Here is a 20,062-nt window from a genome sequence, read left to right as displayed (position 1 = left end):
CCTTCGGCACCGACGCCGTCAAGCGCGGCCTCCTCGTCGGCACCGCCACCATCACCGCACAGATCAAGTAACACCCCGCACCACACGCACCACCGCACCACTCGTGAAGGGCCGCCCCGGGCAACCGGGACGGCCCTTCACCACGTTCAGCAGCACCCGCCTACCATCGAGCAGATGCCCGCTCCCCGCTCGACCGTGACCGACGACCAACCGGGGCCCGACGACTTCATCCGCGTCCGCGGCGCCCGTGAGCACAACCTGCAGGACGTCGACGTGGACATCCCGCGCAACCGCATCGTCGCCTTCACCGGCGTCTCCGGCTCCGGCAAGTCCTCGCTCGCGTTCGGCACGGTGTTCGCCGAGGCACAACGCCGCTTCCTCGAGTCCGTCGCTCCCTACGCCCGACGGCTCATCGCGCAGGGGTCGACGCCGCACGTCGAGTCGATCACCGGCTTGCCACCCGCCGTGGCCCTGCAGCAGCGCCGCGGTGCCCCGAGCAGCCGTTCGACCGTCGGCACGCTGACGACCCTGTCGAACTCGATGCGCATGCTGTTCTCGCGGGCCGGCACGTACCCGTCTGGCGTCGACCGGCTCGAGTCCGACTCGTTCTCGCCGAACACCGTCGCCGGAGCGTGCCCGCGGTGCCACGGACTCGGCATCGCCCACGAGGTCACCGAGGCCTCGGCCGTGCACGACCCGTCGTTGAGCATCCGCGACGGCGCGATCACTGCGTGGCCCGGGGCGTGGCAGGGCAAGAACCTGCGTGACGTCACGGCGGTGCTCGGCTACGACATCGACGTGCCGTGGCGTGAGCTCTCCCGACAGGACCGCGACTGGTTGCTGTTCACCGAGGAGCAGCCCGTCGTCCAGGTCCACCCGAAGCGCGACCGCGTCGCGAAGCCGTACAAGGGGCGGTTCTGGAGCGCACGCCAGTTCGTGATGCACACCCTCGCCGACTCGCAGAGCGAGACGCAGCGGACCAAGGTGCTGCAGTTCGTCGAGTCGGGTCCGTGCGGCCTCTGCGGCGGGACCGGCCTGACCCGGGCCGCGCTCGCGGTGACGGTCGGCGGCCACTCGATCGCCGACCTGAACGGCCTGCCGCTCACGGCGCTGGCAGACGTCCTGCGCCCGATCGCCACCATCACGGACGCCGGTGCCGCGACCTCACGCGCCTCGTCCGGCGAACACACCGAGGTCGCGGTCGCGATCTCCCGCGACCTGCTCACACGGGTCGAGGTGCTCGTCGGCCTGGGCCTCGGGTACCTCGCGCTCGACCGGGCCACCCCGACGCTCTCCCCCGGCGAGACGCAGCGCCTGCGCATCGCGACGCAACTGCGCTCCGGCCTGTTCGGTGTCGTCTACGTGCTCGACGAACCGAGCGCCGGCCTGCACCCGGCCGACGCCGAGTCCCTGGTCGAGGTCCTCGACGACCTGCGTGCCGGCGGCAACAGCGTCTTCGTCGTCGAGCACGACATGAGCATCGTGCGGCGGGCGGACTGGATCGTCGACGTCGGCCCGGGTGCCGGATCCGGCGGGGGCACCGTCCTGTACAGCGGCCCCGTCAACGGCCTCGCCGACGTCGAGGCATCGGTCACCCGACGGTTCCTGCACCCGCGCGACCGTGCCGACGGCGAGCGCACCGTCCGGACCCCCGTCGGGACCCTCGAACTGCGCGACCTCACCCTGCACAACCTGCAGGACCTGGACGTCGACCTGCCGCTCGGGGTGCTCACCGCGGTCACCGGCGTCAGCGGCTCCGGCAAGTCGTCGCTCGTCGGCGGGGTCCTGCCCGGCGTGGCGACGTCGCACCCGCTCGTCGACCGCGTCGTGCAGGTCGACCAGAAGCCGATCGGCCGAACCCCGCGTTCGAACCTCGCCACCTACACCGGGCTCTTCGACGCCGTGCGTGCCGCGTTCGCCGCGACCGACGACGCGACGGCCCGCGGCTGGACCGCCAGCCGCTTCTCGTTCAACGTGGCCGGCGGCCGGTGCGAGGTGTGCCAGGGCGAGGGCTCGGTGTCCGTCGAGCTCCTGTTCCTGCCGGGCAGCTGGGCGCCCTGCCCGGAGTGCCACGGTGCGCGCTACAACGACGAGACGCTCGAGGTGCAGTGGGACGGGGCGTCGATCGCCGACGTCCTGGGCATGACCGTCGACCAGGCTGCCCCCTTCCTGGCGTCGCTGCCGGCCGCTGCCCGCGGGCTCGAGGCCCTGCGCCAGGTGGGCCTCGGCTACCTGCGGCTCGGGCAGCCCGCACCGGAACTGTCCGGCGGCGAGGCCCAGCGCATCAAGCTCGCGACCGAACTGCAACGCGCGCGCACCGGGCACACGCTCTACCTGCTCGACGAACCGACGACGGGCCTGCACCCCGCCGACGTCGAGCTGCTGACCGCACAGCTCGCACGCCTCACCGACGCCGGCAACACCGTCGTCGTGGTCGAGCACGCCATGGACGTCGTCGCGAGTGCGGACCACGTCATCGACATGGGGCCCTCCGGCGGCGAGGACGGCGGCCGCGTCGTCGCCACCGGCACCCCCGCCCAGGTCGCGGCGTCCGCCGAGAGCCGGACCGCACCGTACCTGCGGGAGCAGCTCGGGCTCTGATCGCGCCCACGTGCCGACTGGCGCGTCTGTGGCGGGCCTGCACCGCGCCTCCCGTCCGCCGGTGCGTGTGCATGTTCCGACGTTCCACGCGTCGATCAACCGGTGCCCTGTCGCATGATGCACAAGCATCTGCTGCGTGTGCATGTTCCGACGTTCCACGCGTCGATCAACCGGTGCCCCGTCGCATGATGCACACGCATGCACCGCACACGCACACGCACACGCACACGCACGCAGGCTCGCACGCTCGCAACAGCGCCCGCCGGGACGGATCCCGACGGGCGCTGCTGGCGGTGCGGACTAGGCCCGACGGAAGCGGCGGGCGATGGTGAGCCCGACGCCCGCGAGCATCAGCAGGATCGCGAAGGCGATCACCGGCGCCGGGTCGCTACCGGTGTAGGCGAGCGTCCCGTTCGGGCCGGCACCACCCGCGCCACCGGTCCCGGCGGTTGCCAGGCGGACGGTGAACGTCACCGGGTCGGACGCCGCCGAGGTGCCGTCTGCGCCGGTCTGGGTGGCGGTGATGGTCACCGTTCCCGGGCCGAAGCCGACGATCGGGGTGCACTTCCAGGTGCCGTCGGCCGCGACGACCGCGGTGCAGACGACGACCGTGCCGTCGGTGACCGTGACGGTCGCGCCGGGCTGACCGGTGCCGGTGATCGGCGGGTTGGGCGTCGTGACGGTGCCACCGTCCGTCGGCGAGGTGATCACCGGCGGCGGGGTCGTCGTGGTCGACGCGGGGTTGTAGGTGTAGACCAGCGGGTCGGACGTGCCACCCGGGGTCGTCACCGTGACCTCGACGTCACCGGCAGCGTGCGCCGGGGTCGTGAAGGTGAGCGTCGTGCCGTCCGCCGACACGCTGTCCGGCGTGATCGGGTCGGAACCGTCCACCGAGACCGTGGAGTCGTCGGTGAAACCGGTGCCCGTGACGGTCACGACCGTGCCACCCGCGGCCGGACCGTTGTCGGGGTCCAGCGCGGAGATCGTCGGGACCGCGGCCAGAGCCGGGTTGTACGTGTACGGCAGCGGCGCCGAGGTGCCGGAGCCGTTGGTGACGGTCACGGGGACCGCACCGGCGGTGTGCGCCGGCGTCGTGAACGTCAGCTCGGTGCCGTCGTCCGACACGCTGTCCGGCGTGATCGGGTCGGAACCGTCCACCGAGACCGTCGAGTCGTCGGTGAAGCCCGTGCCGGAGACCGTGACGACCGTGCCACCGGTGACCGGACCGTTGTCGGGGTCCAGCGCTGTCAGCGTCGGAGCCCCGGCGGGTGCCGGGTTGTAGGTGTACGTCAGCGGGTCCGAGGTCCCGGCGTCGGTCGTGACCGTCACGTCGACGGGACCGGCGACGTGCGCCGGGGTCGTGAACGTCAGCTCGGTGCCGTCGTCGGAGACCGACTCCGGGTCGATCGGGTCGGACCCGTCGACCGAGACGGTCGCGTCGTCGGTGAACCCGGTGCCCGTGATGGTGACGAGCGTGCCGCCACCGACCGGCCCGTTGTCGGGGTCGAGCGTCGTGAGCGTGGGCACCGCTGCGGGTGCCGGGTTGTACGTGTAGTCGAGCGGGTCGGATTCACCGGCGGGCGTGGTGACCGTGACGTCGACCGTCCCGGCGTCGTGCGCCGGCGTCGTGAAGGTCAGCTCGGTGCCGTCGTCCGAGACGGAGTCCGCCGCGATCGGGTCGGAACCGTCGACCGACACCGTGGCGTCGTCCGTGAAGCCCGTCCCGGTGACGGTGACGACCGTGCCACCGGCGACCGGCCCGTTGTCCGGGTCGAGCGTCGTGATCGTCGGGACCGCAGCCGCGTCGTCGGTGTAGGTGAAGTCGAGCGGGTCGGATTCACCGGCGGGCGTGGTGACCGTGACGTCGACCGTGCCGACGTCGTGCGCCGGCGTCGTGAAGGTCAGCTCGGTGCCGTCGTCCGAGACGGAGTCCGCCGCGATCGGGTCGGAACCGTCGACCGACACCGTGGCGTCGTCCGTGAAGCCCGTCCCGGTGACGGTGACGACCGTGCCACCGGCGACCGGCCCGTTGTCCGGGTCGAGCGTGGTGATGGTCGGGACCGCGAGCGGACCGGCGTTCGGGCCGACCGCAGCCGAGGCGAGGTTGACGACGGCGGTGCCGGCGGCCGGCACCAGTGCGACGCGCAGGGCACGCTGGGTGAAGACGCCGTCGGCGCTGGTCTCCTGCACGTTGGCCTGCAGCGACACGACGGTCGTCAGGGCGTTGGCGAGGGGCGTGACGACCGTCTCACCGAGGCCGGCGACGACCTGGTTGATCGGGGCGACGACCTGCGCGATGACCGGGTTCACGACGTCGAGGAGCTGACCGATCGGCAGCGGGAGCCCCGCCACCGTGACGGTGAGCCCGCGGAGCGACTGGGTGAGCTGGGTCACGACCCCCTGCAGCGCGGTGGTGACCGCCGGCAGGAGCTGGGTCGTGAGTGCCTCCGTGATGTACGGCAGCAGCTCGGTGTTCGCCGGCAGGTTGTTGATGTCCAGGCCGGCGTTCGTCAGCACTGCGGCGACGTCGACCGTGATCGCACCGGTCTGCAGGTTCGCCGTGATCGAGCCGTCGGCGCTGGTGACGTCGCCGGTGGCCGAGTCGAGCACCGTGACGAGGTCGGGCAGGCCCTGGACCTGCACGAGCGGGCCGAGCGCGTTCAGGGTGTCCTCGACGCCGTCGACCGTCGGCTGGAGCGTGCCGAGGGTGGTGCGGAGCCCGGAGACGGTGGTGCCGAGCGCGGGGCTCGTCAGCGACAGGTCGAGTCCGGCGATGCCGTAGTCGCCCGTCTGCGCACCGTCCGGGCCGGCTGCCTGCGCAGCGGTGGCCGACACGGCGCCGACCTCGAGCTGGGCGTTCGCGAGGGCGCCCGCCAGGTCGGCCCCGATGAGACCCGACAGGTCGAGCGTGGCGTTGGACTGCGGGACGCCGTCCTGTCCGCCGACGCCGATCCCGCCGGTGTTCGTCACCGCGCCGGACGCGGCGACGGAGCTGCCGTCGGCGTTGGCGGCGGCGTACTGGTTGACGGCACCGAGGGTGAGGATGCCGTTGTTCCCGAGCAGGTTGAGACCCCCGCCCAGGTTGACGTTGACCGCGTTGAGCGCGGTGACGTCGAGCGGGTGGACGTCGGTGTCCGTGGCCCCACCGGTGTTGACCGCGTCCGCCGGGGTCACGGTGAGGATGTCGTCGAGGTTCAACCCGAGCGCGGAGCCGCTGAGGAAGCGCCCCTGCCCGGTCGACGCGACGGGCGCTGCCGTCGCGGGGGCGGCGGCGAGGATGCTGCCGCCGGCGCCGAGGAGGGCTGCGGTGACGATCGCGACGCCCTTGCTCCGGCCTGACCATCGGGTGGAAGTGGACGCCCGTGGGTCTTTCTGGGCGCGCTCGAGTACTCCAAGCCTCATGTGGCTTCGCTCCTGATCCTGGTGCTGGTCCGGCAGTTGGTGATGCTGCCTGCAGCTGTGGTGTGGTTCCGATGAGCGTAACCCTGAACGGGTGCACAAGACCATCACCCCCGAACGGGGGCCTGCGCTCTGCGGATGCGGATGCCGATGCAGAACGCCGGAGCACGACGCGGTCAGATCTCGACGACGCGGTCAGATCTCGACGTCGCTGCCCATCGTCACGGTGCGCTGCGCGGGGAGCCCGAAGCGTGCTGCGGGGTCGGCGGCGTTGTGCGCGAGTCCGACGAAGAGCTTCTTCCGCCAGGCCACCATCCCCCGGTTGCCGGGCATCGGACGGAGGGCCCCGCGGGAGATGAAGTAGGACGCTCGGAGCACTTCCTCCGGGTCGATGTCCAGGACCTCGGCCAGGCAGGCGGCGTGCAGGGCCTTCGGCAGGTCTTGGTCGTCCGAGAACCCGAACTTCACCGTGATGTGGTCGATGCCGTCGTCCTCGTAGCCGAGGTCGTCGCGGAAGAACGCCTTCGCGTGTGGGACGTGCGGCACGTTGGCGGTGAGCACCGAGACGATCAGGACGGTCCGGTGCACGACGTGGTTGTGCTCGACGTTGGCCCGGAGCGCCAGCGGCGTGGTCTCCTTGTTCGGGTGCGGGAAGACCGCCACCCCGGGCACCCGCGGGATGTGCTCGTGGTTGATGCGGTCGATGAAGTCGGCGAGCGACCCTTCGCGCTCCTTGCGTTCCTCCTGCACGAGCGCCCGGCCACGGCGCCACGTCGTCATCACGGTGATCACCGCCAGTGCGATGAGGAGCGGCACCCAACCGCCGTGGATGATCTTCGACAGGTTGCCGGCGAGGAAGGTCAGCTCGAGGCCGCCGAACGCCACCGCCGCGACCACGAGCTTCCAGGTCGCCCACTTCCACAGCGGGCGGACGACGAGCAGGAGCAGGAGCGTGTCGACGACCAGGGCTCCGGTGACGGACACCCCGTACGCGGTGGCCAGGTTCGCCGACGACCGGAACGCGAGCATGATCGCGAGCACGCCGATGAACAGCAACAGGTTGACCGCGGGCAGGTAGATCTGCCCGCTCTCCCGCCGCGAGGTCTGCCGGATCGTGAGTGGCGGCAGCAGCCCGAGCTGGACGGCCTGGCGGGTGAGCGAGAACGCCCCGGAGATGACGGCCTGGCTCGCGATCACCGTCGCGAGCGTCGCCAGCACCACCACCGGCAGTCGCAACGCGTCCGGGAACAGCAGGAAGAACGGGTCCTTCGCCGCCGACGGGTCGCGCAGCACCAGCGACGCCTGCCCGAGGTAGTTGAGGACGAGCGCCGGGAACACCACGAAGAACCAGGCCTTCAGGATCGGCGACCGTCCGAAGTGCCCCATGTCGGCGTAGAGCGCCTCGGCACCGGTGATGACGAGCACCACCGCCCCCATCGCCACGAACGTGATGTACGGGTGCGCGAAGGCGAACGAGATCGCCCACGTCGGCGAGAGGCCCTGCAGGACGCCGGGGTGCTCGAGGATGTGCGGGACGCCGGCGGCGGCGATCACGACGAACCAGAGCAGCATCACCGGGCCGAACAGGTTGCCGACCTTGCCGGTACCGAAGCGCTGCACCGCGAACAGCACGACCAGGATGACCGCGGCGATCGGCACGATCAGGTGCTCCACGGACGGCGCTGCGGTGCCGAGCCCCTCGACCGCGGACAGCACCGACACCGCCGGGGTGATCACGGAGTCGCCGTAGAAGAGCGAGACCCCGACGATGCCGATCACCAGGAAGATGACCGCACCACCGCGACGCTTCGCGTAGAGCCGGCGGGCCAGGGCGGCGAGCGCCATCACCCCGCCCTCGCCGTCGTTGTCGGCGCGCATCAGGATCAGCACGTACTTGATCGAGACGATGATCGTGATGCTCCAGAACATCATCGAGATGACGCCGTAGACGTCTTCCTGGTTCGCCTTCACCAGGCCGTCGTCGATCGTGAACACGGTGCGCAGGGCGTAGAGCGGACTCGTCCCGATGTCGCCGAACACGACACCGAGTGCGGCGAGCGCCAGGACGGCGACGCCCTTGCGCGGGCCGTGGCCGCCGTCGTCGGTGGCCTCGGTCGTGGGGGTGGTGTGGTCCGTCGGCTTCGACGGTTCCGTCGGGGTCTCGGAGCGGGTCTCGGTCACGCTCGGCACTTCCGTCTCCGGCCGTCCGGGCGACGGCCGCCGCTCATCATCGCACCGTGCGCGGGATGCGCTCGCAGGTGGCGCACATGCGTGCGCACCGCGGCTCTCGACGTGCGCCGGGGGCGGACGGGAGGACCGTGGCGGGCCCGCACCGCGCCTCCCGTCCGACGGCGGCCGGGCCCACATCCGCGAAAGCGACAGCGTGCCGCGAACTGTTCGCGGAGATGTGTCGCGATGCCGGACCGGACGGTGCCCCGTGCCGCAGGACTGTCGCTTTCGCGGGCCGGGCCTCAGGGACGCAGGCCGCGCACCAGGTCGTGGACCACGCGGGCGGCGCGCGCCGCGGCGCCGTCCAGGTGCTCGCGGAACTCGGCACCGTCGGGGGCGCAGAGGTCGCTGATGCAGCGCACCGACACGAACGGCATGTCGTGCACGTGGGCGAACTGGGCGATGGCAGCCGACTCCATGTCGACCGCGGCCACGTCGGGGAAGGCGCCGCGGAGCGTCCGGGCGCGCCCCTCGGTGACGAAGACCTCGCTCGAGCCGATCGTCGCCGAGCGCAGCGGCCAGGCGATGTCGGCGGCCATCGCCAGCTCGACCAGTCGGGCGTCCGGGGCGTACCCGGTCGGCATGCCGGGCACCTGGCCGAGGGCGTAGCCGAACGCCGTGGCGTCCGCGTTGAGGTTGACGTACCGGTCGCCGACGACGACGTCACCGATCGCGATGCCGTGCATGAGGCCGCCGGCGGTCCCGACGCTGATCACGGGGATGCCGGGTCCGAAGTCGTGGAAGCCGTGTGCGACGGCCGCCGTCGCGTTCGTGAAGCCGATGCCGCTGCGGCGGACGGCGACGGTGGCGCCGCCGATGTCGAGCAGCTGGTGCGGGTCGTGGCCGCCGACGGGGCCGTCGAGGATCGGGACCCCGCCGAACAGGTCGGCGAAGGCGGAGACCTCTTCGCTCATGGCCGCGATGATGATCGCGACGGGCGTCTGTTCCTGCACTGATCGATCCTCGCACGGCGAGGACGCGACGGCTGCCAGCGACGGCTGCCGGCGACCGCAGCCGGCGACCGCTGCCGGCGACCGCAGCCGGCTGCGGCTGCTGGCTACCGCTGCCGGGCGAGCTCCTCGGCGACGAACGCGGCCATCGCGTCGGCGCCGAAGTGGTCGTCGGCGGTGATCGTGACCACGGTGTCGCCGTCGGGGTGGTCGTCGAACAGCAGCATCTGCCCGTACGCGCCGTGCAGCCGCCACAGCTGCCCCGGACCGCCCCATCCGGCCATCGCGTAGCGGTGGTACCCGGGTCCGGTCCCCTCGCGCTCGACCCAGTCGGAGTGCATCGCGTCGCACCAGCGGGCGCCGACGATGCGCTGCCCGTCGACCACGCCGCCGTCGCGGATGAGCCGACCGAGGCGCGCGAGTTCCTCGGTCCGGAGCGCCAGTCCTTCACCGGCGGCGACGTACCCGTTCGGGCAGCGCAGCCACTCGACGTCCTCGATGCCGAGCGGGTCGAACAGGCGTCGGGACACGAACGCGCCGACGTCGCCGACGCGGGTCTCGAGCACGCGCATGGCGGTGTAGGTGCTGACGTTGGCGTACTGGAACACGCGACCCCGCGAGGGCCGCCGCAGGAACTCGGCCGCCAGGTCCGGCCAGTCGGTCAGCTCGGTCGCCGACCAGGGCATGTCGATCCCGCTCGTCATCGTGAGCAGGTGCCGGAGGGTGACCCGGTCCGCGCCGTCCCCGAACTCGAACCCGGGCAGCGAAGCGGCGATCGGTTCGTCGACGTCCACCAGACCCTCGTCGGCGGCGATCCCGGTGGCGAGCACGCAGATGCCCTTGGCCGCGGAGTGGATCTCCTCGCGCACGTCGGGCGTCCAGCGGTGCTCGGCGACGTCGTCCGCGGTGCCGCCACCGGTGCGGACGTGCAGGCCGTGGGCGCCGAAGCCGGTGTCGTCGACCTGCCGGACGATCGCGTCGAGGATGGTGGTCGCGGTGGTCACACCGCCATCCTCTCGCGTGGCACCACCCTGGTGCCGCCGTGTCCCTCACGCGAGAAAGGTGCGGAACCGAGGGCGTTGGTTCTATATTCGTCGTAAGTGTTACCAACGCGAGCGGAGATGAACGGTTGAGCGACCCTTCCGGTGGTCCCGAGCGTCCTCGATGGCCTGCCCTGCAGGATGAACAGCGCTCATGGCACGCCGTGGAGGACGACGGCGGCACATCCCGACGCGCTCGCCTGGCAGCACGTGGACCGTACACGGCTGCCGTCGTGCCGACCATCGCCAGCACGAGCGTCCGAGTGTCCCCGGACGTGCTCGCGGACGCCGCTGAGGCAGCGGTCGCGATCGGACGGTTCGACGCGGAACTCGGTTCGTCCGTCCTGCCGTTCGCGTCCATGCTGCTCCGCAGCGAGTCCGCGTCGTCGTCCCAGATCGAGAACCTGACCAGTGGCGCACGCGCGATCGCCGAGAGCGAGCTCGGTGAGCGCACGAGCGGGAATGCGGCGCTGATCGTCCGCAACGTCCGTGCGATGCAAGCTGCGTTGGCGCTCAGCGACCAGATCGACGAAGCCGCGGTGATCGAGATGCACGAAGCACTGCTCTCCGATTCGGCGCTGCAGATGACGGGCCGGTTCCGCCAGCAGCAGGTGTGGATCGGTGGCACGGAGTTCAGTCCGCACGAAGCGGCCTTCGTGCCGCCGCACCACAGCCGCGTCGGCGATTCGATGGCCGATCTGGTCGGGTTCGTGCGGCGGCTCGACGTCCCGGCGCTCGCGCACGCGGCGATCGCGCACGCCCAGTTCGAGACGATCCACCCGTTCCCCGACGGCAACGGACGCACTGGCCGGGCACTGGTGCACGCGATGCTGCGGCAAGCCGGTGTGACGAAGAACATCGCCGTCCCCGTGTCCGCGGGGCTGCTCCACGACGTCGATGGGTACTACGAGGCGTTGACGGCCTACCGCGACGGCGACGTCGACGTCATCGTGCGGGCGTTCACCCAAGCGGCCTGGTTCGCGGTCGCCTCGGGCAGACGACTCGCCTCGGACGTCAGCGCCGTGCGTGTCAGCTGGGCCGACGCCACTTCGGATCTCCGCTCCGACAACCGAGCGCGGGCCCTGGTCGACCTCGCGATCGAACATCCGGTCCTCAACGCCGGTCTCATCCAGGATCGTCTCGGTGTCGCTGCGCCGACCGCGTACCGTGCCGTCGAGACCCTGGTGCAACGCGGTGTCCTCCGACCGGCGAACTCGAAGCAACGCAATCGGATCTGGATCGCCGAAGCGCTCATCGAGGCGCTGGAGGCCTTCGCGGCTCGCGCCCTGCGGCGCGGTCCGGCACAGCGGCCCTGAACCGACGACCAAGCTGACGGGAGGCCCGTGGCGCGCCCGCCACGTGCCTCCAGTCCGATGACCCGGCGCTACTGCGATCGCAGTACGTGCGCAGGTCGCCGTCTTGGTCAGATGGTTCCGTCCCGAGCCGCCCGTGCTCGTGACGTGAGGAGCACCATGCGCACCGTCGTCGTCACCGGCCCCGGATCCGTCGAGATCCGCGACGAGCCCGTCCCCGAGGTCGGCCCCGCCGACGTCCTGATCGCCGTCAAGGCGTGCGGGGTCTGCGGCTCCGACGCCTTCTACGCCGCGCGCGGCGGCATCCCGCCGCGTGAGGGGCACACGCCCCTCGGGCACGAGGTCGCCGGAGAGGTGGCCGCCGTCGGCGACGCGGTCGAGGGCATCGCCGTCGGCGACCACGTGGTGGTGAACCCGATGGGCGACCCACGCGGAATCATCGGCAACGGCGGCCCCACCGGCGGGCTCTCCGAGTTCCTGCTCGTCGAGCAGGCCGTGCTCGGCACCAGCATCGCCCTGGTCCCGAAGGAACTGCCCTGGCAGGTGGCCGCGCTCAACGAACCGATGGCGGTCGCCCTGCACGCCGTGAACCGGACCGCGCCGCGACCGGGCGACACGGTCGTCGTGTTCGGTGCCGGCCCGATCGGGCTGGGCGCCGTGCTCAGCTACAAGGCGCTCGGCGTCGGGCACGTGGTCGTCGTCGACGTGATCGCGTCGCGGCTCGAGAAGGCCCTGCTCGTCGGAGCCGATGCCGTCGTGAACTCGGCGGACGAGCCGCTCGACGAGCGCCTGATCGCCCTGCACGGCGAAGCACGGGACGGCGTGGGGCACGGCGGGAAGTCCGGCACCGACGTCTGGCTCGACGCCGCCGGGGTGCCGGCCACCGTGCAGACGGCGCTGCGTCTGGCGAAGCACCGCGCGACGATCGGCGTCGTGGCGGTGCACAAGCGGCCGGTGGAGGTCGACTTCGGTGACCTGCTGGCCGTCGAGCCGACGATCGTGACCGCGATGGGGTACCCGACCGAGATCTTCGACGTCACCGAGCACATCATCGCGAACCCTGAGGCGTACGCGCAGATCGTCAGCGACGTCTTCCCGGCGAGCGACGTGCTCGAGGCCCTCCGGGTGGCTGCGACCCCCGGGGCGGCCGACAAGGTCGTCGTCACGTTCGACTGATGCCGGTGACCAGGAAGGTCGCCGTGCAGTACGCCGTCACGGTGTGGCGGGATCGGCCGCGGCGCGGGCTCGTGCTCGCCGTGCTGTCGGTGCCGAGCAGCCTCGTGATGGCGGGGTGGAAGGTCGTCCTGTTCTGCGCGGCCCCCTCGTTGTTCCTCGCCGCGACAGTGGTCTTCACGCTCGGGGTCGCGGCCGCGAAGGTCTGGGCCGTCCGTCGGCACCGACTGTCGTTCGCGTTCGATGCGGCGAGCGGCGACCGGATGCGGTTCCGGCAGGCCGGACACCGGTGGATCGGGGGTGCGGTGACCGCGATGTCGGTCGTGTTCGTCGGGTGCAGCGTGCCGATGCTCGTCGGGCGGGCGCACCCCGTGCACTACGACCAGTGGGTGGCGATCGTCATCGCGGCGGCGACGTTCGCGGAGCTGGGCATCGGGGTCTGGGGTGCGGTGACCGCGCGCAAGGACGGGGAACCACTCGTCGAGGCGACGAAGCTCGTGAACGTCGCCGCCGCGGTGGTCCTGCTCGTGCTGACCCAGTCGGCACTGCTCTCGTTCGCGGGAAGCGCCGAGGACGCTGCTGCGTCCACGGGTGCGAGCGGGGTGTTCCTCGGCGGTGTGGCTGCGGTGATCGGGCTCGCGATGGCGCTGCGACGGTTCCCGGAAGCGCCGGCGGCGAGGGTTCGGCCGGCGGCGACCTCAGTCGACCAGGCCGGCCTGGAACGCGAACGCCACGAGTTGGGCCCGGTCGCGGGCGTCGACCTTCGCCATGGCCCGGTTCACGTGGGTCTTGACCGTGAGTGGTGAGAGGAAGAGCTCGGCGCTGATGGCGTCGATGCCCTGACCTCGGCTGACCATCACCACGACGTCGCGCTCGCGAGCGGTGAGGGCCTCGAAGCGCCGGGTCATCTCCGGGTCGACGGAGGACGCGGGGGTGCGGGCGACCTGTCCGATGAGCGCCGCTGCGGCCGCCGCGGACAGCGCCCCTCCGCCCGCTGCCACCTCCTCGATCGCCGCGACGAGCTCTGCGGGCCCCGCGGCCTTGCTGAGGAACCCGTTCGCCCCGGCACGCAGCGCCGCGAAGACGAGTTCGTCCTGGTCGAAGGTCGTCAGCATGACGATGCGCACCTGCTCGTCGGTGCGCTCGGCGCGGATCCGTCGGGTCGCCTCGACCCCGTCGATGCCCGGCATCCGGATGTCCATCATGATGACGTCCGCCGGGACCGACAGCGCCGTCTGCACCGCGACGAGCCCGTCCCCGGCCTCGCCGACGACCTCGATGCCGTCCTGGCGGTCGAGGATCGCACGGAGCCCCAGTCGGATCATGTCCTGGTCGTCGACCAGGACCACTCGTGTGGTCATCGTGCTCCGTTCGCGGTGGGCAGGCGGACGCGGACGACGAACAGGACGCCGTCCGCCGCGGCCTGGACGGACCCTCCGACGGCGGCGACGCGCTCGCGCATGCCGACCAGACCGAGCCCGCTGCTCCGGCCTGCGACGGGGTCGCTCGCCGGGGTCCGCCGGCGGGGGTTGCGGACCTCGAGCACCAGGTCGTCACCGGCGCGGGCGAGGGTGACGGTCGTCCGGCCCTCGCCGTGCCGGTGGGCGTTGGTGAGCGACTCCTGCACCACCCGGTAGACCGTCACACCGATCGGCACGGAGACCGGGCCGACGTCGTCCAGTCGGGCATCGACGTCGAGGCCGATCCGTTCGTACGACGCGATGAGTCCGGGGAGCTGCTCGATGCCGGGGGCCGGAGCCGTCGGGTCGTCGAGGTCGGCGCCGCTGCCCGACGCCGAACGGAGCACCGTCAGGACGTGCTGGGTCTCCGTCAGGACGTTCCGCACGCCGTCCCGGGCGGCGTCCAGCGCACGCCGGGCCTCGTCGGCCCCGGCGGGCAGGGTGACCTCGGCGACCCCGAGCTGCATGCTGACCACCGCGATCTCGTGCCCGATGACGTCGTGCAGGTCCCGCGCGATCCGGACGCGTTCCTCGGCCACGCGGCGCTCGGCCTCGAGTTCCCGCGTGGCGACGGCATCGGCGGCGCGCTGTTCCAACGACGCCCGGTACTGGTGCTGTACCCGCAGCCCCGAGCCGATGGCCGCCGCGGCGACGACGGAGATGAGGGCGCCGAGGGCGGTCGGTACCGCACCGCCCTCCCCCGGCGCGAGGAGCGTGCCGATGACCACGCCGGGAGCGACGATCGCCGCGGCGCGGACCGGGTGCCCCTGCCGCGAGGACACCGCGAACAGCAGCAGCACCGCGCAGCTCCAGGTCACGATCGGCGACCACCCGGACAGGCCACCGAGCACCGGCGCGACCGTGGCGAGGCCGAGCGCCGTCCACGGTGTCCACGGCGCCGCGACGACGGCGAGCACGGTCGCGGCGACCGCGATGCCGGGCCCCGGGCCGGCATCGGCCGCGATCACCCGGCCCGACTCGATCGCGCACGCGAGCAGGACGACGGCGGCGGTGCCGCGGAACACCCAGCGGTCGTCCGGACGCCACGAACCCCAGATCGCTCGCAGTCGCCGCATGCACTCATCCTGTCGTGCGGGTCAGCGGTCCGGCTACTGCGAACGCAGTAGTCGGGGGTACCACCGATCGGGGACCTGCCCGCGGCCCGTCCCCGGGACGATCGACACCAGGCCGGAACGATCCGGCACCGACCGGAGGACCCACCATGACGCTGACGAACACCGCCGCTCCCGCTGCCACCACGTACGACTACTGCACGGTCGACGTCCCGCGCGGCAAGGACGCCCTGTACGCGGACACCTACCGCAACTTCGGCTGGACGTCCGACGGCTCGGACCGGACGGGCGCACTGAACCGCCGGCGCACCCTCGGCCTCCGCCGCGACCGTGCCGTCCGCTCCGTCGAACTGACCGAGCTCCAGCAGAACGCCGAGACCGCCCTGGCCACGATCGACGCCCTCGAACGGTCCCGCACGACCGCGGCGTCGGTGGTCGCGTACGCCCTCGGCGCGATCGGCAGCGTCCTGCTGGCCGCCTCGGTGTTCGCCATGCAGGACACCGTGGCGGTCCCCGACCTGCTCGGCGGGCTCCACCCGGTCACGGTGTTCCTCGTCGGGGCCGGTGGGCTGGTCAACTGGGCGATCGCTCCCGTGGCCTTCCAGCTCGTCCGCGCGGCGCGCACCAAGCGGATCCGTCCGGCCGTCGACCGCCAGTTCGACGTCGTCTACGGCGCGTGCGAGGCGGCCAGTCGCCGCCGGACCGCCTGAGCGCGGGCCGAGCCCGATGACGAACACCATCGCCCGGGAAGACGCTGTCCTGCACGCGCCGGTCCCCCGCCACCTGGAGACCCGGGTGCTGTACGCACCGACCGCGTTCGTGCCGCTCCACCGGCACACCCTGGAGCAGTTCGGCTGGACGGTGACCGTGCAGGGCGGACGGCTCGGCACGACGTCCCTGCTGCTCCAGCGGCTGCGCACCCGGCCCGACCCGGCACGACCGCTCCTCGAGCGTCGTGCCGAGCGGGCGCTGGCCCGGATCGCCGCCCTCGAGCAGCAGCCGGCCCGGTTGGCTGGTGTGGTCGCCACCGCGGGTTCCGCAGTCGCCGCGCTGGCGGTCGCGCTCGGCGGTCTGCTCGCCCTCGGCGGGGACCCGACGCTCGTGCCGGTCCTCGTCGGTGCCGGCGTGTGGATCGCCGCCGTGGCCGCTGCGCCCGGCATCCGGTCGTGGCGCACCGAGCGGAACCAGACCGCACTCAGCCGGGAGTACGCCGCGATCGACGCGTGCACGCACCCGGCCGACGGGTCGTGACGGCGGCGGAGCCCCGCGCACGACGCACACAGGAAAACGGCCCGGTGGGATCCCCACCGGGCCGTCGTGTGTACGGAACCGACGGGTCAGTCCGCCAGGCGGATCGCCAGGGCCGGGCAGACCGCTGCGGCGTGCCGCACCGCCTCGACCTGGTCGTCGGCGACCTCGTCGGTCAGCAGGACGGCGATGCCGTCCTCGTCCCGCTGGTCGAAGACGTCCATCGCGGCCATGACGCACTGGCCACTCGCGACGCACTTGTCCTGTTCGAGGATGACCTTCATGATTCGTTCCCTCCGGTGGTCGAGCTCGCGCTCGTGGTGGTGTGGTGGTCGACGGGGCACCACGTGACGGGGAGCTCGTACACCCCGTAGACGGCACCGTCGTGCTTGAACGGGACCTCGTCGAGCGGGACCGCGCGAGCGAGGGTGGGGATCCGACGGAACAGCGTCGGGTACACGACCTGCAGTTCGACCCGGGCGAGCGGCTGGCCGAGGCACTGGTGCACGCCGAACCCGAACGCCACGTGGTTCCGCGGGTTGCGGGTCAGGTCGAGCCGGTCCGGGTCCGGGTAGACGTCCGGGTCCCGGTTCGCCAGGTCCGTCGCGACGATCACTCCGTCACCGGCGCGGATCGTGGTATCGGCGACGTCGAGGTCCTCGGTCGCCACGCGCTTGCGTCCGTCGTGCGTGATGGTCAGGTAGCGCAGGAGCTCCTCCACCGCCGAGGCGACCAACGCCGGTTCGGGGTCGTCGAGCAGGCGGTCGCGCTCGTCCGGGTGCTCGAGCAGGGCGAGCGTGCCGAGGGCGATCATGTTCGCGGTCGTCTCGTGCCCGGCGATGAGCAGCAGGATCCCCATCTGCACGGCCTCGCCCTCGGTCATGTCGCCGGCGGTGACCCGGGCGGCGATGTCCGTGAGCAGGTCGTCGCCGGGTTCCGCCGTCTTGCGGCGGAGCAGCGACGTCAGGTACGCACCGAGCTCGCGGAACGCCTGCTGCCGTTCGTCGTCGGTCGTGGTGCGGCGGATGATGGTCTTCGAGTGCGCCTGGAACCGGTCGTGGTCCTCGTACGGCACGCCGAGCAAGGCGCAGATCACCAGGGACGGCAGCGGGAGCGCGAACGCCTCGACCAGGTCGACCGGGTTCGGGCCGGCGAGCAGCTGGTCGATCAGGTCGTCCGTGATCCGCTGCACCACGGGGCGGAGCGCCTCGATGCGTTTGATCGCGAACGGCGCGGTCACCATCCGCCGCAGCCGGGCGTGGTCGGGGTCGTCCATCAGGATGAAGGACAGCCCGCCGCCACCGCCCGAGGCGCTGGCGGAGGGGTACCCCGGGTTGGCCGCGTCGGCGCTGACGGACAGGCTCGACAGCACCTGCTTGCCCTCGTCGTAGCGGGTGACGAGCCACGGCTCGCGGCCGTCGGCCAGCGTCACGCGGTGGACGGGGCCGTCCTCCTGCAGCACGCGGGCCGCCGGCGGCGGGTCGAAGGGACACCCGGCAGTCCGGCGGTCCATCGGGAACGTGTCCGGTCGGTCGACGGTGATCGGTGGGTCGGTCATGGTCTGCTCCTCTGTGTTCGGGTGACGGCCCCGGTCAGGCGACCGGAGCGGACGGCACCGGTCAGCCGACCGGTGCCGGGCTCTCGGCGGCAGACGCCGCAGACGCGGCAGACGCGGCAGACGCGGCTACCGGCACGTACCGGGGACGCAGGCGCATGCTGGCGATCCGCGCCTGCTTCGGCATCCCCCACCCGAGTGCCCCGACCGCCTCACCGGCGTGTTCGGCCACGGCGACGAACCGGCCGTCCTCGGGGTGCCCGTCGACGACGGTGACCCGGTCGGCCGAGGTCATCTGCCCGAAGACCTGCACGCGGGTGCCGTGCTGGTCCGTCCAGAAGTACGGCACCGGCGTGTACGGCACGCGGCGCCCGAGGACGTTTCCGGCGACGACCTGCGCCATCTCGGTCGCGTTCGTGCGGTTCTCGAGCCGCATCGAGCGCCCCATTCCGACGTGGTGGAAACGGGCGACGTCGCCCACGGCCCAGACGCCGGGTGCAGCGGCTCCGAACGCGTCGCAGTCGACGCCGTCCGTGACCTCCAAGCCGGACGCCTCGAGCCACCCGGTCGTCGGGCGGGACCCCACGGCGACGACGACGACGTCGGCCGCACGGCTCGGGCCGTCGACGAACTCCACCGTGTCCGCGCGACCGTTCCGGCCGCGCACCCGCGCGGCGCGGACCCCGCCGAGCAACCGGATGCCGGCCGCCTCGTGCTGTGCCGCGAGGAACTGCGAGCCGAACCCGCCGAGCTGCCCGGACATCGGCGCACGGATGCTGCCCGCGAGCGTGACGTCCACGCCGAGGGACGCGGCGGTCTGTGCCACCTCGCTGCCGAGCACGCCGTTCCCGAGGACCAGCAGCGGCCCCTGCAGCGTCTGCAGTCCCGCTCGGAGCCGGTCCGCGTCGGCCCGGGTGCGGAGGACGTGCACGCCGTCGAGCCCGACCCCCGGGATCGCACGCGGCGTGACACCGGTGGCGATGACGACGTGGTCGGCGGCACGGGTGGTGCCGCTCGTCGTGGTCACGGTTCGGGTCGCGACGTCGAGGGCGACCGCGCGGTCCCCGAGCACGAACTCGGCGTCGAGGCCCGCGAGCTGCTCGGTCGAGCGGAGCACCAGGGCGTCGGCGCCGATCTGCCCGGCCAGGTACTGCTTCGACAGCGGTGGCCGGTCGTACGGGTCCTCGGTCTCGCCGTCGAGCAGTGTCAGCCGGCCGACGTGCCCGTGGCGGCGGAGCGCCTCGGCCGTCGCGACACCGGCAGCCGAGGCGCCGACGACGAGGACGGATGCGTGGGGATCGGTCCGAGGGACTCCGGTACTGGCCATGCTCCGAGCCTCGCCGGGCCCAGCAGTGCCGGACTACTCCGGGCGGACCGACCGGGATACCGCAGACGCAGTACGCGCCGCGCCCGACGATCGAGGACCCTGGACCGGTGACCCGCACCCGCACCCGCACCGAACACACCGCCCTGATCGTCGTCGACCTGCAGGCCGGGACCGCGCCGTACCAGCGCACCCACCCCGTCGAGGCCGTCGTGGCCAACGTCGAGACTCTCGCCCGCGCCACCCGTGGTGGCGGCGGCACGGTGGTGTTCATCCGCCACGACCCTGCCGCGACCCCGGCAGGCGCCACCCAGTACGGCGGCGGGCCCCGCCCGGCTCCGGTCGCCTACGGCTCCCTGCTGCTCGAACGGGCCGACGACGACGGCAACATCACCCGCGGCGGGTGGAGCGCCTTCGCCGGCACCGGTCTCGACGAGCGACTGCGCACCGACGGCGTCACCGAGGTGGTCGTGGTCGGCCAGGCGACGACCTTCGGCGTCGAGTCCACGGCTCGGGCCGCGTACGACCTGGGCTACGACGTCGTCCTCGTCGAGGACGCCACCAACGACCCGGACCCGGACGCCCACGCCGCCCGGTTCCGGTCGGTGTTCCCCGCCCTCGGCGTCGTCGTGCAGACAGCCGACCTGGCGGGGCCGGGCGCGGCCTGAGCGGCGACCGGGCGGCGGACGGGAGGCCC

Annotated in this window: 16 protein-coding genes; 7 read left to right on the top strand and 9 right to left on the bottom strand. The window is 72.4% G+C overall.

The genetic code is table 11. The annotated features are described in order from the left end of the window. The first annotated feature begins 174 nt into the window (after positions 1-174). Positions 175-2,601: an excinuclease ABC subunit UvrA gene (locus tag ITJ69_RS02780; RefSeq protein ID WP_194671919.1), complete on the top strand. Its 2,427-nt coding sequence runs from the start codon at positions 175-177 to the stop codon at positions 2,599-2,601. A 300-nt stretch (positions 2,602-2,901) separates the two neighbouring features. On the opposite strand, the gene ITJ69_RS02775 is transcribed toward ITJ69_RS02780, so the two are convergent. The 4 genes from ITJ69_RS02775 to ITJ69_RS02760 all read right to left on the bottom strand — a co-directional run bounded on the left by ITJ69_RS02775 (position 2,902) and on the right by ITJ69_RS02760 (position 10,183). After that, positions 2,902-6,003 (bottom strand): choice-of-anchor G family protein, encoded by a 3,102-nt coding sequence (locus ITJ69_RS02775; RefSeq protein ID WP_194671918.1) that lies wholly within the window; start codon positions 6,001-6,003, stop codon positions 2,902-2,904. A 192-nt stretch (positions 6,004-6,195) separates the two neighbouring features. Beyond that, the gene (locus tag ITJ69_RS02770) at positions 6,196-8,181 is read right to left on the bottom strand and encodes a potassium transporter Kup (RefSeq protein WP_185094282.1); all 1,986 of its coding nucleotides are present in this window, start codon (positions 8,179-8,181) and stop codon (positions 6,196-6,198) included. Positions 8,182-8,471: 290 nt separating this feature from the next. After that, positions 8,472-9,182: a 5'-methylthioadenosine/S-adenosylhomocysteine nucleosidase gene (gene mtnN, locus ITJ69_RS02765; protein WP_123340234.1), complete on the bottom strand. Its 711-nt coding sequence runs from the start codon at positions 9,180-9,182 to the stop codon at positions 8,472-8,474. A gap of 104 nt (positions 9,183-9,286) precedes the next feature. After that, the gene (locus ITJ69_RS02760) at positions 9,287-10,183 is read right to left on the bottom strand and encodes a serine hydrolase domain-containing protein (protein WP_194671916.1); all 897 of its coding nucleotides are present in this window, start codon (positions 10,181-10,183) and stop codon (positions 9,287-9,289) included. Between the two features lie 269 nt (positions 10,184-10,452). Between ITJ69_RS02760 and ITJ69_RS02755 the strand changes: the two genes are divergently transcribed. The 3 genes from ITJ69_RS02755 to ITJ69_RS02745 all read left to right on the top strand — a co-directional run bounded on the left by ITJ69_RS02755 (position 10,453) and on the right by ITJ69_RS02745 (position 13,511). Continuing rightward, a complete protein-coding gene (locus tag ITJ69_RS02755) occupies positions 10,453-11,535 on the top strand; it encodes a Fic family protein (RefSeq protein WP_323742917.1) in 1,083 nt (360 codons plus the stop codon). Positions 11,536-11,691: 156 nt separating this feature from the next. After that, entirely contained in the window at positions 11,692-12,708 is a 1,017-nt protein-coding gene (locus ITJ69_RS02750) for a zinc-dependent alcohol dehydrogenase (protein ID WP_194671914.1), read from the top strand. Beyond that, a complete protein-coding gene (locus ITJ69_RS02745; protein WP_194671913.1) occupies positions 12,708-13,511 on the top strand; it encodes a hypothetical protein in 804 nt (267 codons plus the stop codon). Before ITJ69_RS02750 ends, ITJ69_RS02745 begins: the two co-directional genes overlap by 1 nt. Here ITJ69_RS02745 and ITJ69_RS02740 read toward each other — a convergent pair. Beyond that, on the bottom strand, positions 13,404-14,066 hold the full coding sequence (locus ITJ69_RS02740) for a response regulator transcription factor (RefSeq protein WP_194671912.1): 663 nt from the start codon (positions 14,064-14,066) through the stop codon (positions 13,404-13,406). The genes ITJ69_RS02745 and ITJ69_RS02740 overlap by 108 nt on opposite strands. Then, positions 14,063-15,241 (bottom strand): sensor histidine kinase, encoded by a 1,179-nt coding sequence (locus tag ITJ69_RS02735; RefSeq protein WP_123293818.1) that lies wholly within the window; start codon positions 15,239-15,241, stop codon positions 14,063-14,065. The genes ITJ69_RS02740 and ITJ69_RS02735 overlap by 4 nt, the downstream gene beginning before the upstream one ends. 146 nt (positions 15,242-15,387) lie before the next feature. On the opposite strand from ITJ69_RS02735, the gene ITJ69_RS02730 reads away from it, so the two are divergent. Together ITJ69_RS02730 and ITJ69_RS02725 are read left to right on the top strand one after the other, a co-directional pair. Then, complete coding sequence (locus tag ITJ69_RS02730; protein ID WP_194671911.1) at positions 15,388-15,948, top strand: hypothetical protein; 561 nt, start codon at positions 15,388-15,390, stop codon at positions 15,946-15,948. A 16-nt stretch (positions 15,949-15,964) separates the two neighbouring features. After that, the gene (locus ITJ69_RS02725) at positions 15,965-16,489 is read left to right on the top strand and encodes a hypothetical protein (protein ID WP_194671910.1); all 525 of its coding nucleotides are present in this window, start codon (positions 15,965-15,967) and stop codon (positions 16,487-16,489) included. 86 nt (positions 16,490-16,575) lie between these two features. Here ITJ69_RS02725 and ITJ69_RS02720 read toward each other — a convergent pair whose 3' ends face one another. The 3 genes from ITJ69_RS02720 to ITJ69_RS02710 all read right to left on the bottom strand — a co-directional run bounded on the left by ITJ69_RS02720 (position 16,576) and on the right by ITJ69_RS02710 (position 19,368). Then, positions 16,576-16,770, bottom strand: a complete 195-nt coding sequence (locus ITJ69_RS02720) for a ferredoxin (protein WP_123293815.1) — start codon at positions 16,768-16,770, stop codon at positions 16,576-16,578. Beyond that, positions 16,767-18,044 (bottom strand): cytochrome P450, encoded by a 1,278-nt coding sequence (locus ITJ69_RS02715; protein WP_194671909.1) that lies wholly within the window; start codon positions 18,042-18,044, stop codon positions 16,767-16,769. The genes ITJ69_RS02720 and ITJ69_RS02715 overlap by 4 nt, the downstream gene beginning before the upstream one ends. A gap of 61 nt (positions 18,045-18,105) precedes the next feature. Next, complete coding sequence (locus ITJ69_RS02710; RefSeq protein WP_194671908.1) at positions 18,106-19,368, bottom strand: NAD(P)/FAD-dependent oxidoreductase; 1,263 nt, start codon at positions 19,366-19,368, stop codon at positions 18,106-18,108. Positions 19,369-19,475: 107 nt separating this feature from the next. Between ITJ69_RS02710 and ITJ69_RS02705 the strand changes: the two genes are divergently transcribed. Then, complete coding sequence (locus ITJ69_RS02705; RefSeq protein ID WP_194671907.1) at positions 19,476-20,033, top strand: cysteine hydrolase; 558 nt, start codon at positions 19,476-19,478, stop codon at positions 20,031-20,033. The last annotated feature ends 29 nt before the right edge of the window (positions 20,034-20,062 follow it).

This window comes from Curtobacterium sp. VKM Ac-2887 (assembly GCF_015350935.1).
Lineage (GTDB): Bacteria > Actinomycetota > Actinomycetes > Actinomycetales > Microbacteriaceae > Curtobacterium.
Note: the sequence above shows the minus strand (reverse complement) of the source record. Positions and strands in the feature narration are given on the sequence as shown.

What these genes read in the sequence shown, in the direction of transcription:
- ITJ69_RS02780 (WP_194671919.1), top strand. Translation starts at nt 175, where the DNA reads ATGCCCGCTCCCCGCTCGACCGTGACCGACGACCAACCGGGGCCCGAC.
- ITJ69_RS02775 (WP_194671918.1), bottom strand. Translation starts at nt 6,003, where the DNA reads ATGAGGCTTGGAGTACTCGAGCGCGCCCAGAAAGACCCACGGGCGTCC.
- ITJ69_RS02750 (WP_194671914.1), top strand. Translation starts at nt 11,692, where the DNA reads ATGCGCACCGTCGTCGTCACCGGCCCCGGATCCGTCGAGATCCGCGAC.
- ITJ69_RS02745 (WP_194671913.1), top strand. Translation starts at nt 12,708, where the DNA reads ATGCCGGTGACCAGGAAGGTCGCCGTGCAGTACGCCGTCACGGTGTGG.
- ITJ69_RS02740 (WP_194671912.1), bottom strand. Translation starts at nt 14,066, where the DNA reads ATGACCACACGAGTGGTCCTGGTCGACGACCAGGACATGATCCGACTG.
- ITJ69_RS02735 (WP_123293818.1), bottom strand. Translation starts at nt 15,241, where the DNA reads ATGCGGCGACTGCGAGCGATCTGGGGTTCGTGGCGTCCGGACGACCGC.
- ITJ69_RS02730 (WP_194671911.1), top strand. Translation starts at nt 15,388, where the DNA reads ATGACGCTGACGAACACCGCCGCTCCCGCTGCCACCACGTACGACTAC.
- ITJ69_RS02725 (WP_194671910.1), top strand. Translation starts at nt 15,965, where the DNA reads ATGACGAACACCATCGCCCGGGAAGACGCTGTCCTGCACGCGCCGGTC.
- ITJ69_RS02720 (WP_123293815.1), bottom strand. Translation starts at nt 16,770, where the DNA reads ATGAAGGTCATCCTCGAACAGGACAAGTGCGTCGCGAGTGGCCAGTGC.
- ITJ69_RS02715 (WP_194671909.1), bottom strand. Translation starts at nt 18,044, where the DNA reads ATGACCGACCCACCGATCACCGTCGACCGACCGGACACGTTCCCGATG.
- ITJ69_RS02710 (WP_194671908.1), bottom strand. Translation starts at nt 19,368, where the DNA reads ATGGCCAGTACCGGAGTCCCTCGGACCGATCCCCACGCATCCGTCCTC.